The organism is Streptomyces sp. NPDC049040 (assembly GCF_043197715.1).
Taxonomy (GTDB): domain Bacteria; phylum Actinomycetota; class Actinomycetes; order Streptomycetales; family Streptomycetaceae; genus Actinacidiphila.
In genome coordinates this window covers 322,712-337,651 of sequence record NZ_JBICTO010000006.1, presented here as the reverse complement: position 1 = coordinate 337,651, position 14,940 = coordinate 322,712, and the positions used below count along the sequence as shown (strand labels likewise).

Below are 14,940 nucleotides of genomic sequence, written 5' to 3'. Positions count from 1 at the left end.
TTCCCTTCCGCACCCGCGGGACAAAGCTCACGCTGTGAAATAAGAGAGCGCTCTCACGCAACGCCGGGTAACCCGTTACGCTGTCCGTGCCGATCCCGGAACTTTTCGTTATGCGTGCGCGAAGGAGCCCTCCCCGTGTCCGACCCGACGTTCGCGGCCCGCCCCACCCTCGAGGAAGTCGCGGCGCGGGCCGGGGTGTCCCGGGCGACGGCCTCGCGGGTGGTCAACGGCAGCGAGGGCGTACGGGCACCACTGGTCGAGCGGGTGCGCGCGGCCGTCGACGAGTTGGGGTACGTGCCCAACCAGGCGGCCCGCACCCTGGTCACCCGGCGCAACGGCGCGGTCGCCGTCGTGGTGGCCGAGCCCGAGACCCGGTTCTTCGCCGACCCCTTCTTCGCCCAGCAGGTGCGCGGCATCAGCAAGGAACTGACCGCACACGACAACCAGTTGGTCCTGCTGCTCACGGAGGGCACCGCCGACTACGAGCGCGTGGGCCGCTATCTGGCCGGCGGCCACGTGGACGGCGCGCTGATCTTCTCGCTGCACGACGACGACTCTCTGCCGGTGCTGGCGCACAAGGCCGGGGTCGCGACCGTGATAGGCGGCAGGCCCGGCTGGTCGGACAGCGAGTCGGGGCCGACCACCCTGTATGTGGACTGCGACAACCGCGGGGGCGCGCGCGACGCCGTGCGCCATCTGCTGAACCTCGGGCGGCGGCGCATCGCGCACATCGCCGGCCCGCTGGACCAGACCGCCTCGATCGACCGGCTCGACGGCTTCCGCGACGTGCTGCCGGACATCGACCCGGGGCTGATCGCCGAGGGCGACTTCACCCCGGACGGCGGATCGATGGCGATGGAGCGGCTGCTCCTGCACGCGCCCGACCTCGACGCGGTCTTCGCCGCCTCCGACGTGATGGCATCCGGCGCGCTGCGGGTGCTGCGGCAGCGCGGGCGGCGGGTGCCGGAGGACGTGGCCGTGATCGGCTTCGACGACATCGTCTCGGTCGCCGAGTGGACCGACCCGCCGCTGACCACCATCCGGCAGGACATCGAGGAGATGGGCCGGATGATGGCGCGGCTGCTGCTGCGCGCGCTCGAGCCGTCCACCGTCCCCGGCGTGGCGGCCCCGCTCGCTCCGATCGTCACGCCCACCCAACTGGTGGTACGCGCCTCCGCCTGAGCGCGGGCGCACGCCTGGCGCCATCATCGGTCGCCCGTACGGTCGTTCGACCACCGGTCCGCGAAGCCGGTTCGCTTCCCTGTGGGTTGGAAACGACAGGCAACGGGAAGGTCACGGTCAGGCAGCGAACGTGAGAGTGCGGTGAAGACCGCACCGGGAGACGAGGAGGACTGCCATGGCCTACTCCGTGATCCTCGGAATCGTGATCGTCGTACTGGTGGTGGCCGGAGTCATCGGCTCGTTCTGGAGCGCGGGCAGTCCGATCGCGGTGCGCCGCCGCCACGGCCGTGACGGCGGAGCCGGGTGACGCCACCCGGGCCCCCGCGGGGACACCGGGTGGCGGCGGGGCCTCAGACCGTCCTGCGGTGACCACCGCCTCCGCCCCGCTTGCGCTCGTACATCTCACGGCCTGCTGCCGACCGCTGCTTCCACTCGCGCCGCATGTCGGCACGCAGCCGCTGATCGGTGCGTGAGGCGATCCAGGCGTTCTCCCGCAGCAACTTGCGGTAGCTGTCGAGCCGCCGGTGCGGCAGGATGCCGTCGGCGAGGGCGGCCAGCACCGCGCAGCCCGGCTCCGCCTGGTGCGAGCAGTCGTGGAAGCGGCAGTCCTCGGCCAGTTGCTCGATCTCGGCGAAGACCTGGCCTACCCCGGAGTGCGCGTCCCACAGCCCGACGCCGCGCAGGCCCGGGGTGTCGATGAGCACCCCGCCCTCCGGCAGTGCCAGCAGGTCACGGGTGGTCGTGGTGTGCCGGCCCTTGTTGTCCGCGTCCCTGATGGCCTGCACCTCCTGGACCTCGCGACCCACCAGGGCGTTGGTCAGGGTGGACTTGCCCGCACCCGATTGGCCCAGCAGCACCGCGGTGCCGCCGGCCAGCACGGCCCGCAGCGTGTCGAGGCCGTCGCCGGTGGCCGCGCTGACCGCGAGCACCTGGACCCCGGGCGCCGCCGCCTCCGCGTCGGCCACCAGGTGGCTGCTGTCACCCACGGTGTCCGCCTTGGTGAGCACCACGAGCGGCACGGCGCCGCTCTCCCAGGCCAGCGCAAGGAAGCGCTCCAGGCGGCCGAGGTCGAATTCGATCGCGAGGGACACGCAGATCACCACGTGATCGAGGTTGGCGGCCAGCACCTGGCCCTCGGAACGCTTGGAGGACGTGGAGCGCACGAAAGCGGTGCGCCGCGGCAGCAGCGTACGGACGAAACGCGGGTCGCCCTCGGGGTCGACCGCGACCCAGTCGCCGGTGCACACCACCCGCATCGGGTCCTTCGGGGTCACCAGCGAGGAGTCGACCCGCAGGACCCCGTCCGCGGTGAAGAGGTCGCACATGGCACGGTCCACCCGCACCACCCGCCCGGGCAGCAGGCCCTGCGCGGCATACGGTACGAATTCCGACTCCCACACGTCGTCCCAGCCGTAGGGCACGAGGGCATGCGAGTCGGCGTCACGAAAAGAGAAAGACAAGGGGAACCCTTCGAAAGGCAGCCCCGGCAGCGCGCGTCACGCGCGGAAGAAGGAAGGAGTCAGCCGGAGACCACGGGAGTGCTTGGCACGATCTGCTGAATTGGGGCAACGCCCATCGCAAAGACAGCCATCGGTCCACACCTCCCTGGTCACATCAACGGCCGGCTGCGGTGGCCAGCACGGCTCCCGCAACGAACACCTGGGACCATAGCCCGCCCCGTCCGCAACCGCCACCCATTTTCCGGCGTGCCGACCCCGCGCCGGGCGCCAGCCCCGGACCGTCGTCGGCGCGCAACGTCGCCGCGGTGGACCGCAGCTGTTCGGCGGCAGGAGCGGGCGGGCGCTACGGAGCAGGGTGCGAGGCAAGGCGGTCCTGGAGTTCGCGGTGGCGGAACTGGTAGGCCGTACCGGAGATCCGCAACAGCCCGCGCCGTATGTCCAGTCCAGGAAGACACCCAGGCGCCAAGGCAGCCGGCCGCGTGCGCAGCAGAGGAAGACCGCGTATCGACGGCTGGCCCCCGCCATGCGCAGGCCGAACGCGAGGCCGAACCCCAGGGCAAGCCCGAGCCCGATTCCGTACGAGACGTCGAAGAAGAGTGCGAGCACGAGCATGAGGGTGAGCCCGAACGCGAGGCCGGAGACGAGCCCCACCGTGACGCCCACGGTGAGACCCACCAGGACGTCGTCCCGTAGCGCGCGGCGCGGCTCCGTCGGTGGAGCGTCGTCCAGAGGCGCCACGAGCTCGCCCGCGAGCCCGAACGCGCGCTTGGCCAGCAGCGCGGACCCCAGCAAGGCCAGAAGCGAATGCGCCGGCTCGAGCGAGAGGGAGACCAGGAGCGCAAACGTGAGCAACCGTGAGCCCGGCCAGCACCCCGGACGCGAGCCCGCGCACGAGTTCCCTGGCGATCTGCCCACGCAACCGTCCTGTTCTTCGCGTCGGTGTCTGCTGCGGCCTCGCGGCGGTCGGCGAGGCAGGAGGCCGCGGCCAGGTAGGCCCTGGGAGCGGCGAGAACCAGCGCGACGGCGGTGGTCGCCAGGCCGGCCGCCTCGAACTCCTTGGATGACAGCCACAGTGCCAGTCCTGCGGCAGCGCCCAGGAGGCCGACGTGGACCAGAGCTGTCCGGCGTGCGCGCGAGGCCCTCATGCGGGGCATCCTTCCGATACCACCGACCATCGCAACGTGCCCGGGATTCCTCGCAGTTGACGCCGTCCTGCTCGCTCAACGGGGGTTGCCCAGGGGCTTCCGGTGGTTCCCCGAGGCCGGCCGGATCGCCGGGCAGAGATCCGTCCTCCGCGCCCAGGTCAGCGCAAGGAAGCGCTCCAGGCGGCCGAGGTCGAATTCGATCGCGAGGGACACGCAGATCACCACGTGATCGAGGTTGGCGGCCAGCACCTGGCCCTCGGAACGCTTGGAGGACGTGGAGCGCACGAAAGCGGTGCGCCGCGGCAGCAGCGTACGGACGAAACGCGGGTCGCCCTCGGGGTCGACCGCGACCCAGTCGCCGGTGCACACCAACCCGGGTGGGGCAGGTAGCACGGACGAATGACGTTTCGTCACAGCCCGGTCACAGAGGCCACGCGACCACTCCGGGCCTGACACGCTCATCCCCGCCACAACCACTACCAAAGGGGGATGATCGTGCGTACCCGCACAAGCCTCACCATCGCCGCACTCGCCGCCGGGATGCTCGCGCTCACCGCATGCGACCCGAACACCACCAGCACTGGCACCGGCAACAACGCCCCCACCGACGGGGCCACGACCGCCGGGGCCAAGGCGAGCAGCAATGCGCCCGCGGTGGCCGCCGTGCCGAACCTCGTCGGCAAGGGGCTGCAGGTCGCGCAGGACACGTCGCAGGCCGCCGGGTTCTACCACCTGACCTCGCACGATTCCCTCGGCCGGGATCGGATGCAGCTCCTCGACCGCGACTGGCAGGTGTGTTTCCAGAGTCCCGCCGCGGGCACGTCGACCGCGGTGACGACGAAGGTGGACTTCGGGGCGGTCAAGCTCACCGAGCAGTGTCCGAAAACCGATGAGAGGCCCCCGGCGAAGACGGGGACGATGCCGGACTTCACCGGGAAGGGCCTGGGCGCGGTGCGGAGCAGCCTCCCCGGCGGTGCGTCGATCACGACCGAGGACGCCACCGGAGACCGGATGATCATCTTGGAGTCGAACTGGAAGGTCTGCACCCAGGACCCCAAGGCGGGTGTCGCATACACGGGGCAACCCGTCACGTTCACCGCCGTCAAGACCGACGAGACCTGCCCGTAGCCGGAGTGACGACGAGTGGACGACTGGGCCAGTCGAGCGGCACGTCGCCGCCAAGGTCCACGGCGGGATCCCGCACGGGTGCAAAGCTCGGGTGTGGACGTGCGCGCGGCCGGTGCGCAGGTGTGCCCACGCCACGCAAGAAGTCGGCATGTCGACGCCTGGAGATTCCGGTGGATCCTGCACCTTCGCTGCCCCGCCAATTGCCCCTGCTGCGTGCCGCGGACGAGTTCGTGCTCACCACGATCCTGCTGTTCCTCGCGGTGACGGTCGTCCGGTGGCTGCGCGATCCGGGCTCGGACCTCTACATCGCCGACCTGGACAACGCACTCGCCGTCATCGGGGTGGTGAGCGGAGCCATCCTCACCGGGCTGATCTTCACCCCGCCCGGCAGACGCAGCGGTGGCCATATGAACCCGGCGGTGACTGTCGCCCTGTGGCTGCTGGACGCCTTTCCCGGCCGCAGCGTCATTCCCTATGTGCTCGCGCAGCTCGCCGGTTCGGTGGCCGGTACGGGTCTCGCGCGCCTGGTGTGGGGTCCCGCGGTGTCTGCCCCCGACGTGGCGCACGGCGCGATCAGACCGGCGCCCACATGGGAGCCCTCGGCCGTCTTCCTGGCCGAGGCAGGGGCCATGGCGGCCATCATCCTCATCGTCGGATACCTGCTGGCCAAGCCGCGGTTCGTCCGTCTGCTGCCGTACGTCATCGGGGCCTGCGTGGCCGCGGTGATCGCTCTCCTCGGTCCTCTCAGCGGCGGCTCTGTCAATCCGGCCCGCCAGTTCGGTCCCGCCGCACTGGCAGGTGTGACCAAGGATCTGTGGATCTATCTCGTCGCGCCCGTCCTGGGCGCGGTTGTCGGAGCGGCGATCTATCACCTGTTCATCTGGCGCTTCAACGCGTGCCGACCCCTGACGTACAAGCTGACCGGTGACGAGGTCCCCCGGGTGGACGCCTGACTCCACCCGGTCGCCCGCAGCCGCCCGCCTTCAGGCGCTCCCCTGTTCCGCGAAGCCGTGACGCCAGGTGGGATGCTCCGGCTGCCACCCTCGGGAGCGGGCTGTTCTGTTGGACGCACCCCGCGCCCAGTCCATACGTCCTGACACGGGTTCGGGCGCGGGTACCCCCAAGGCCTCTGCCAGGACCGGCAGCCACTCACGTCCCTGCGCCGGCTCGTCGTCCACGATGTTGACCGGTCCTGCCGGCCAGTCGAGGGCGGCGACCGTGGCTCGTGCGGCGTCGGCGACATGGACGAACGACGTCACGGAAGAGTCCGCGTCCAGGTATGCGAGGAGACGCGCGGTGCTGTCGCCGGCGAGCGCGGCGGCCACAGCGCCACCCGGGGCGTACCAGGTGCCCGGGCCGTAGAGGATGCCGAACCGCAGCGCCACCGCTGTCTCGATTTCGGCGGCGGTCTCCTCCAGCGCCTGGATGCCGTCCACCATCGCTCCCCGCGGCTGCTCCGCCCCGACGTCGAGCGGTACGGTCTCGTCGGCCGGCCCTTCGCCCGGTGCGTACGCCCAGGAGAGCGACTGGGCGATGATCCGTCGGACTCCCGCGGCCTTGGCCGCGTCCACCAGGTTGCGCGTCCCCTCGCGTCGCAGCCGGTCGGTGGCCTCCCCGTCCGCGTCCGCCAGGGCGGTGAGCTGATGGATCACCACATCCGGTGCGGCGGCGGCCACTGCTTTGCGCAGGCCGTCCCTGTCGAAGGCGTCCGCTTGGACGGCGGATGCCCCCAGGCCCCGTACGCGTTCGAGTCCCCTGGAAGAGCGCGAGAGGCCGGTCACCTCGTGTCCCGCGTTCATGAGCAGCGGCACGAGTAGGCGGCCGACCGCGCCGGTCGCGCCGGCGACCATCACCTGCATGGGGTCCACTCCTCGGTTGTGTGAAACCACAGCGCTTTATGAGACGGATGAATCACCTCATAATAGGGCGAAGTGTGTGATCCGCTTGCCCTCTCCCTGTCGTGTCCTTCGAGCAGCGCAGCCCACGACGAGGGTCGCGCTCCCCGGCAGGACGTGGGCCGGAGTCAGGGGCGGAAGAACTGGGAGAGGTAGGTGATGCGACCCTGGGAATCCAGCCGGACGGAGAAGTCGATTCCCCCGCGATCCGGCTGTGACGCGAACTGCTGAAGGAAGTCCGTGAGTTGCGCGAGGCTCACCCGGGTCGGTTGCGTGCCGCCGGACATCAGGAGCTGTATCGTCGCGCCGGGCGCGAAGCGGTAGGTCCTGCTTCCTGCCACCGCGTCGATGCCTCCGTCGTCGAGGGCACCCGGCGCGCAGAAGAAGGAGGCGGGCGTCGCTTTCAGTACCGCGTTCCCGCCGGACCCGACCACGGATTCCCCCTCCACGAGCGCGTCCCGCGATCCATCGGGGGGCGGGCAGACCGAGTAGAGCGCGACGGCGGGGCCCACTTCGTCTTCGGATATCTGCGCCGGACTGCTCAGCCGGGAACCGTCCCAGTGGACCTGGTAAGTGGTCCAGGGGCCGGAGGCGCAACACTGCGGATCAGTGGGGCTCCTCTTCTGGTAGCCGACGGTCACGCTGCTTCCGTCCTGCTTCGTCGCCTCGGCGTGGAAATCGTCCGCGAAGCCGACGTATCGGCTGCCCAGGAAGAAGAAGACCCGGTTGACGGATCCGTCGCCGCAGGCGCAGGCCGTGAAGGCGTACAGCGGTCCGGGATCGTCGGCCGGCGGTGCCGTCTTCAGGGTGTAGCCCATGTCCTCGATGAAGCGCTTCGCCGGCCCCGGGTCGAAGACCGGCGGAGCGGATGTCGGCGGAGGCGTGGACACGACCGCTCCCGGCTTCCACTCGCGCGAGTAGTAGACCTTCTCGTTGTGGTAGAGGTCGCCCACCTCGATGTTGAGCACCGTGTATCCGAGGAAGTCGAACTCGAAGCCGGCGGAGGCGTCGAGCCCGCACCTGGCCTCGATCTTTCCGGCCCCCACTGGATCCCCGCTCACCGCGAGCCCGCAGCCGGCGGTGATGTCGAGATTGGGGCCCACGAGGTCGTCCACGGTGAGCGACAGGCGCAGGCCGGCCTTCGCGGAGGCCTCGATCGTGCTCGAGGGGGCCTTCGTGATCGAGAAGTCGTTGTGGAAATCGGCGATCTTCCCCGGCTTTCCCTTTGCCCACGTCAGCCCGGCCGTCAGCTCCGCCTTCTGGTCGAAGGCGAAGGACAGGTCCGCCTTCGCACCGATGCCCAGGGCGCCGACGAGTGCGCCGGAGAGCACGAAGACCGCCGGTACAGGCCCGAGTTGGACCGGGAACACGCCGAGCACGACCGACGGTTTCGGATCCTGCCAGGACATACCGCACCAGGAGCTGAACGCACCCGTCGCCAGGTCGAAATCGGTGCCCTCGCGGAAGGTGAGCGAGAACGACGCGCTGCGGACGCCGAGGTACAGCGGCCGCCAGTCGACGTCCATGTCGAAGCGGGGGAGCGGGAGGTGCACCTTCGCAAGGCCGGGACTCGACGCGCCGGGAACTGCCGAGGCCGAGCATTTGCCCTCCAGCGCCTCACGCTTGAAGAACGTCGTGAGGTCACCCCCGAGGCTGAGCTCGGGATGGGACCCGGCGTCGCCGTCCATGGAGAGGGGACGCGCATCCCACGAGGTCTGCCGGAGGGGGCCGCTACCGGGCGGCCTCGGCCCGCCGGACGCCGAAGCCGGCGCCGGCCGGAGGCCGGCCTGATCGGGGGCGGCGGCCGTCCCATGGACGCCTGCCAACTGGGCGTCGCGGATTTTGATCTTTCCCTGGGGCATGGCGTCCCGCAACGTGGCAGGACGTGTGTCGACCGCCACCCTGCCCCGCGGGTCGCGCCGGACCGCCGTGGCCCGGCGCATGGTTCCGTGCGGCGTCAGGGGCCCGGCGCCCATCACGATCACGTCCCCGGGCCTCAGGCCGCCCACCGGGGGCGTATCGGATGCGAACGTCATCCGACCATCCGTCAGGCTCAGCAGGCCCGCGTGCGTGGCGTCGAGGATCTTCGTCGTGCGGGGCACGAGATCGGCGTAGTCCACCTCGGCTGTGGCGACGGCTCCTTCGCCTACCACGACGGTGAGTCGGGGGACCGTCGGGTAGAGGTCCCCGCCGGCCTGCCCCACGGGTCGGGCCGTCAGGGCGTACGCGCCGGGGCTGATGCGGGTGAACCGCGCGCCCCCGGTGAGCTTCCTGGCGAAGCCTCCTGGGCCCGTGAGCGCGATGTCGGCGGCGGTACGGCTCGGCAGGTCGATGACGGACACAGCGAGGGTGCCACTGCGTGTCCCCGCGCCTGCGCCCACGCGCCCCCAGGCGTCGCCGCCCACGAGCGAGGCCGCGACGGCCACCGACGTCAGGAGTACGCCGGCCCTGACCGCCCTCCGTATGAGGAAGGCGAACCTGCGGCGGGGGTCGTGCGGGGCCCCGGGTTCCATAGGACGCCCTCCTCGGGCTGATCATGAGCGTGCCGGCGGGCCTGTGCCCGGAGCAGGTCGTACGGGGTGGTCGGGGTGGCGACCGGCCGGAATCCTGCGAACTGTGCAGCCACCGCGTTCGGCGAGGCGGCGGCTGAGGGCGTCATCCGCGGTGGCGGCGCGAGCCAGGGCGCCCGGCGCAGCGATGACGCCCCGGCAACTCGCAGCGGTTCATCCGGAAATCCGCCCTTGTCCGCGCCTTCTCAGCGAAGATTCATTTTCTGAATGGCGGCGTTGTAATCATCCACAGTCCCCGGGTGCAGAACATAGTCCTCGATGACACCGTTCGGCTGAGGCGACCGCATGTGAAGATCCCGGCCGCGGATTGTCCCGCTCAGGGTTTCGGCAGTCCCCAGAGTAGGAAACCCGAATGTGAACCGGCTACCTGAGACGGAGACCGTGAGGGTGACGGAGACCGGGGATTGGCCCTCCGTTTTGCTGTCCATGGTTCCGCTGAGCCCGCCGCCGGAGTCCCGGTTGATGGTCACCATGGTCGCCGAGTTGTAGTCGGTACCGACATACGTGCCTGGTGAGACTCCCAGAGATGTCATCGAACCCCCAGACCCCCCGCCGCCCCCGCAACCGGCGGCCATGACGCCGCAGGCCAGCAGAGCGGCCATGCGTTTGATCATGTACCCCCACCCTTCTGAATTGGATCTCTGAATGCGAAAATCCCGTCCCAGTGGAGGACGGGGACCGAATTTTACGCCTCCCGGTGTGCGCCGCACCCCGTGCAGCGCAATCCGATGAAGAAATTCATGATCCGGGGCGCAGCCCTCTCCACTCAGTGAGCCTTTTCCATCATTGGTCTGAGCTGGCCAGATGCAGGGTAAGGACGGCCTGGACGAGGGCGGTGATCCGGTTGGTGGAGCACCGGAGCTTGCGTAGGAGCCGCCAGTTCTTGAGAGTGGCCATGGCCTGTTCGACGAGTGCGCGGATCTTGGCGTGGGACCGGTTCACTGCTTTCTGACCTGGGGACAGGGTCTCCCAGCGTCCCCAGTACGGGATGCGGACTGTGCCGCCGGCGCCTCGGTAGCCCTTGTCGGCCCAGCACGTGACATCGGCCTGGGCAAGGGCGTCGATGATGCCGTGTTCGCGGGCCGCTCGAACGTCGTGAACGGCGCCTGGCAGGGCAGGCGAGGCCCACAGCAGTCGGCCGAACGGGTCGGTGAGGACCTGCACGTTCATGCCGTGCTTCTTGTGTTTGCCGGAGTAGAAGGGCCGGTCCGCGGCGATGCGGTCGATCGGCAGCAGCGTGCCGTCCAGGAGCACGAACGCTTTCGTGGACGCGGCGCGTACGGCGTCGGCCAGAGTGGGTGCGAGGGCAGCCAGGAGGTCGACGGCCTCGGTGACGTAACGGTATGCGGTCGTGATGCCCACGCCGAACCCGGCGGCCAGCTGAGCGTAGGTGTGTCCCGCGCGTAGGTGGGCGAGTGCGAGGAGGGCCTGGCGGCCGGCACTCAGCTTCCGCCAGCGGGAGCTGATCGCACAGCGTCGCCGCCGCAGCTGTTCTGCGAGGAAGCGAAGGGTGGAGCTGGACACGTCCACGCCGGACGGGTAGACAAGCATGCGAAGCCTCTGGTGGAGACGGTTCTCTTGGTCGAAAACCCATCTACCAGGGGCTTCGCCATGTTGTCACCCCAACTACACAGCTCCATCATCAGATTGGAAAGGGCTCAGTGCCTTACGGCACCGGGCGGGTGGCCCTGGATCGGGAGTCCGGGGGCGCAGCCGTGGGCCGTGTCCGACGATCCGTCGCGGGTGACGTGACGTGGCGTCACCGATCCGCGGCGGCCGCCACCCGGCCCGCGCACAGGCATTGACTCTGCTCAGGCCTTGCATGAGACTCCCCCCGGAGAGCGCTCTCCCGCTGCCTCGTCGCGAGGCACCCACCCCCCATGGAGATGCATATGAGCCTCCTGTCCCGCTTCCTGCGCGCCGCGCGACGCAGAAGACCCTTACTGGCCGCCGTCGTGGCGGCCGTTGTCGTGGTGGCCGGCGCGATCACCGCCACCTCGGGCACGGCGAACGCCGCGCCGTCCCTGCTGTCGCAGGGGAAGACCGCGACCGCCTCCTCCACCGAGAACGCCGGCACCCCCGCCTCCGCGGCCGTCGACGGCAACACCGGCACCCGCTGGTCGAGCACCGCCGCCGACCCCCAGTGGCTCCAGGTCGACCTCGGCACCAGCGCCACCCTCAGCTCCGTCACCCTGAACTGGGAGGCGGCCTACGCCACCGCGTTCAAGATCCAGGTCTCGGACAACGGCACCACCTGGACCGACGCCTACTCCACCACCACCGCGACCGGCGGCAACCAGACACTCGCCGTAAACGCTTCCGGCCGCTATGTCCGGATGTACGGCACCGCCCGCGCCACCGGATACGGCTACTCCCTGTGGGAGTTCCAGGTCTACGGCACCACCGGCACCACAGGACCCACCACCTGCGGCACGGACAACGCCGCCCAGGGCAGGACCGCCACAGCGTCCTCGACCGAGAACGCCGGCACACCGGCCTCCGCGGCCGTCGACGGCAACACCGGGACCCGCTGGTCGAGCGCCGCCGCCGACCCCCAGTGGCTCCAGGTCGACCTCGGCTCGACGGTCACCGTGTGCCAGGTGGTGCTCAACTGGGAGGCCGCGTACGGCACTTCCTTCAAGATCCAGGTCTCGGACAACGGCAGCACCTGGACCGACGCCTACTCCACCACCGCGGGCACCGGCGGCAACCAGACGCTCACCGTGAACGGTTCCGGCCGCTACATCCGCATGTACGGCACCGCCCGCGCCACCGGATACGGCTACTCCCTCTGGGAGTTCCAGGTCCACACCAGCGGCGGCACTCCCCCCACCACGCCGACCGACCCGGGCAACCCCGGCGGTGGTGACTTCTCCGGCTCGGTGATCTCCGCCTACAAGCAGGTGTCGGCGTCCTCCTACGAGGGCGGCAACGCCCCGGCCGCCGCCCTCGACGGCCGGACCACCACCCGCTGGTCCAGCCTGGCAAGCGACGACCAGTGGATGCAGGTCGACCTCGGCGGCACCGGCACCCTCAGCGGCATCGTGCTCAACTGGGAGTCGGCGTACGGCACCGGCTACCACCTCGACATCTCGGACAACGGCACCACGTGGACCCGGCTCTACACCACCACCACCGGCAAGGGCGGGATCGAGAAGCTGCCCGTCACCGGCAAGGGCCGCTACGTGCGCTTCACCGGCACCGCGCGCGCCACCGGATACGGCTACTCCCTGTGGGAGTTCCAGGTCTACGGCACGGTCGACACCTCCACGGCGACGCCGCCGCTGCTGTCGGGACCGACCAAGGCCCCGGCGACCACCGGCCAGTTCCAGCTGGCGGCGCCCGCCGACAAGGCCATGGTCACCAACACCCGCCGCCCGGCGCTGAGCTGGAACGCGGTCGGCGGCACAGCGCACTACGAGGTGTGGCTCAACATCAGCCGCACCGACTACGACTTCACCGCGTCCGGCAACCTGCTGGACCTCTACACCAAGGTGGCCGAGCCCACCGGCACCAGCTACACGCCGAGTTGGGACATCACCGACCGGTGGACGTACAAGTGGTTCGTGGTCGCGGTGTCCGGCTCCGGCGCCAAGACGACGTCCGGCATCCGTACGTTCAGCGTGTACCTGCCCGACGTGGAGCAGGTCGCGGACGGCGTCAACGTGATCAACGGCGCCCGCGACCTCAACAAGGACGGCCAGATCGAGCCGTACGAGGACTGGCGGCAGCCGGTCGCCACCCGGGTCAGTGACCTCCTCAGCCGGATGACGCTGGAGGAGAAGGCCTATCAGATGTTCTACAACGTCCAGACGTACCCGATGTCCGGCTGGCACTTCGGGCCCGCGCAGCCCGCTGACCTCGACAACGTCCTGAGGTCGACGGCCGCCACCCGGCTGGGCATCCCGCCGGTCTCGGCGGGCGACACCACGGCCGGCTACCAGACGACCTACCCGCTGCAGAGCACGCTGTCCGCGGGCAAGGACTACCCGCTCGACTACAAGCTCGGCGACATGCAGCGCAAGGAGGAGCTGGAGGTCGGCGCGCGCGGCACCCTGTCGCCGCTCGCCGAGGTCGGCACCAAGGTGCTCTACCCCCGCATCCAGGAGGGCGGCGGCGAGAACGCCGACGTCGCCGCGGCCCAGCTGAAGGCCCTGGTCGCCGGATTGCAGGGCGGCCCCGAGCTCAACCCGGGCTCGGTGCTGGCGACGGTCAAGCACTGGCCCGGTGAGGGCGCGGGCGGTGAGGCCGGCATCGTCTACGACGCGACGACGATCAAGTACCACATGATCCCGTTCCGGGCGGCGATGGAGGCCGGCGCGGTCAACATCATGCCGGGCTACGCGGGCAGTTCGTATCTCGACCCGGGCGGTCCCGGTGCGGGCGACAGCGCGAAGATCCTCACCTACCTGCGGCAGAACATGGGTTACACCGGTCTGATCACCACGGACTGGCTGCCGTCGGGCGCGTGGGTCAACGCGGCGAACGCGGGCTCCGACGTGATGGGCGGCGCCGACCCGGGCGCCGTGGGCTTCACCATGGCGGGCTTCGAGCAGCAGGTGCCGCTGACCCGGATCAACGACGCGGTGACGCGGATCCTCCAGCTCAAGTTCGAGCTGGGCATCTTCGACCACCCCTACGGCGACCCGGTGAACGGCCCCTACCGCTTCCACCAGCCGTCGTACACGCAGCTGGCCAACCAGGCGGCGCGCGAGTCCGACACCGTGCTCAAGAACAACGGGGTGCTGCCGCTCAAGCTCAACTCGGGCGACAACATCGTGGTGGCGGGCGACCGGGCGACCGACGGCGCGGCCTGCTGCATCTGGTCCAGCTACTTCCACCCGGACTACGGGTCGCTGGACCAGCTCGACGCCCTCAAGGCGAGAGCCGCGCAGAACGGGGTGAACGTCTCCCAGGGCACGGCCGCCAATCCGAAGGTCGCGGTGGTCTACGTCGGTGAGCCGTCGTACACCCACGCCACCGCGTGGCCGGACACCCAGCCGTACCTGCCGGCCGACCAGTTGGCGCTGATCCAGAACTACAAGAACCAGGGGCTCAAGGTGGTGGTCGTCCTGACCCTGCCGCGGCCGATCGTGATCAGCGACTGGAACACCCTGGCCGACGCCATCGTGGTGACCTACCGCGGCGGCGAGGAGGTCGGCCCGGCCACGGCGAGCCTGCTGTTCGGGGACTACACCCCGCGCGGCAAGCTGCCCTGGCAGCTTCCCAGGAGCCTGGACCAGGTGCTCAAGCCGGGCGGCGGCGACAACCTCGCCGACGCCAACGAGGCGTGGGACCTGCCCTACGACCTCGGCGCGACCGCCGCCGAGCGGGCCGACATCCGGGCGAAGATCGACGCGGGGCAGACCGTGCCGACGACGTACGGCAATCCGCTGTACGCCTACGGCGCCGGGCTGACCAGCTGGGCAACCGGCTGACCCGGTCCTGACCCCGGCCGCGCTCCCGGGCTTGTCCCGGCACGGGAGCGCGGCCGGTTCCGGCCCCCTGGCCCTGCTCGTGTGATCGCACGAGCAAGGCCCGGGGGCCGGATTGTTTGGCT

10 protein-coding genes and 1 pseudogene are annotated in these 14,940 nt (G+C 70.1%); 5 read left to right on the top strand and 6 right to left on the bottom strand.

The genetic code is table 11. The features are described from left to right. The first annotated feature begins 135 nt into the window (after nt 1–135). Together ACGFMP_RS19100 and ACGFMP_RS19095 are read left to right on the top strand one after the other, a co-directional pair. Nucleotides 136–1,182, top strand: a complete 1,047-nt coding sequence (locus ACGFMP_RS19100) for a LacI family DNA-binding transcriptional regulator (RefSeq protein ID WP_393673679.1) — start codon at nt 136–138, stop codon at nt 1,180–1,182. A gap of 175 nt (nt 1,183–1,357) precedes the next feature. After that, nucleotides 1,358–1,489, top strand: a complete 132-nt coding sequence (locus ACGFMP_RS19095; RefSeq protein ID WP_393673677.1) for a hypothetical protein — start codon at nt 1,358–1,360, stop codon at nt 1,487–1,489. Nucleotides 1,490–1,532: 43 nt separating this feature from the next. Here the strand turns inward: ACGFMP_RS19095 and rsgA are convergent, their stop codons facing one another. Beyond that, complete coding sequence (rsgA, locus tag ACGFMP_RS19090; protein ID WP_393673675.1) at nt 1,533–2,642, bottom strand: ribosome small subunit-dependent GTPase A; 1,110 nt, start codon at nt 2,640–2,642, stop codon at nt 1,533–1,535. Between the two features lie 1,304 nt (nt 2,643–3,946). Continuing rightward, nucleotides 3,947–4,222 (bottom strand): annotated as a pseudogene (locus ACGFMP_RS19085) (GTPase RsgA); the annotation flags it as partial. 54 nt (nt 4,223–4,276) lie between these two features. Here ACGFMP_RS19085 and ACGFMP_RS19080 point away from each other — a divergent pair. After that, nucleotides 4,277–4,915: a hypothetical protein gene (locus tag ACGFMP_RS19080; protein WP_393673674.1), complete on the top strand. Its 639-nt coding sequence runs from the start codon at nt 4,277–4,279 to the stop codon at nt 4,913–4,915. Nucleotides 4,916–5,085: 170 nt separating this feature from the next. Then, nucleotides 5,086–5,868 carry an MIP/aquaporin family protein gene (locus ACGFMP_RS19075; protein WP_393673672.1) on the top strand — a complete coding sequence of 261 codons (783 nt, stop codon included), beginning with the start codon at nt 5,086–5,088 and terminating at the stop codon, nt 5,866–5,868. A gap of 30 nt (nt 5,869–5,898) precedes the next feature. Here the strand turns inward: ACGFMP_RS19075 and ACGFMP_RS19070 are convergent, their stop codons facing one another. From ACGFMP_RS19070 to ACGFMP_RS19055, 4 genes are all read right to left on the bottom strand, one after another. Then, nucleotides 5,899–6,774, bottom strand: coding sequence for an NAD-dependent epimerase/dehydratase family protein (locus tag ACGFMP_RS19070; RefSeq protein ID WP_393673670.1), 876 nt, complete (start codon nt 6,772–6,774; stop codon nt 5,899–5,901). A gap of 164 nt (nt 6,775–6,938) precedes the next feature. Next, a complete protein-coding gene (locus ACGFMP_RS19065) occupies nt 6,939–9,323 on the bottom strand; it encodes an LppP/LprE family lipoprotein (RefSeq protein ID WP_393673668.1) in 2,385 nt (794 codons plus the stop codon). A gap of 242 nt (nt 9,324–9,565) precedes the next feature. Then, nucleotides 9,566–9,982 (bottom strand): hypothetical protein, encoded by a 417-nt coding sequence (locus ACGFMP_RS19060; RefSeq protein ID WP_393673666.1) that lies wholly within the window; start codon nt 9,980–9,982, stop codon nt 9,566–9,568. A 181-nt stretch (nt 9,983–10,163) separates the two neighbouring features. Beyond that, nucleotides 10,164–10,931, bottom strand: coding sequence for an IS5 family transposase (locus tag ACGFMP_RS19055; RefSeq protein WP_393673664.1), 768 nt, complete (start codon nt 10,929–10,931; stop codon nt 10,164–10,166). Nucleotides 10,932–11,272: 341 nt separating this feature from the next. On the opposite strand from ACGFMP_RS19055, the gene ACGFMP_RS19050 reads away from it, so the two are divergent. Continuing rightward, a complete protein-coding gene (locus tag ACGFMP_RS19050) occupies nt 11,273–14,818 on the top strand; it encodes a discoidin domain-containing protein (RefSeq protein ID WP_393673662.1) in 3,546 nt (1,181 codons plus the stop codon). The last annotated feature ends 122 nt before the right edge of the window (nt 14,819–14,940 follow it).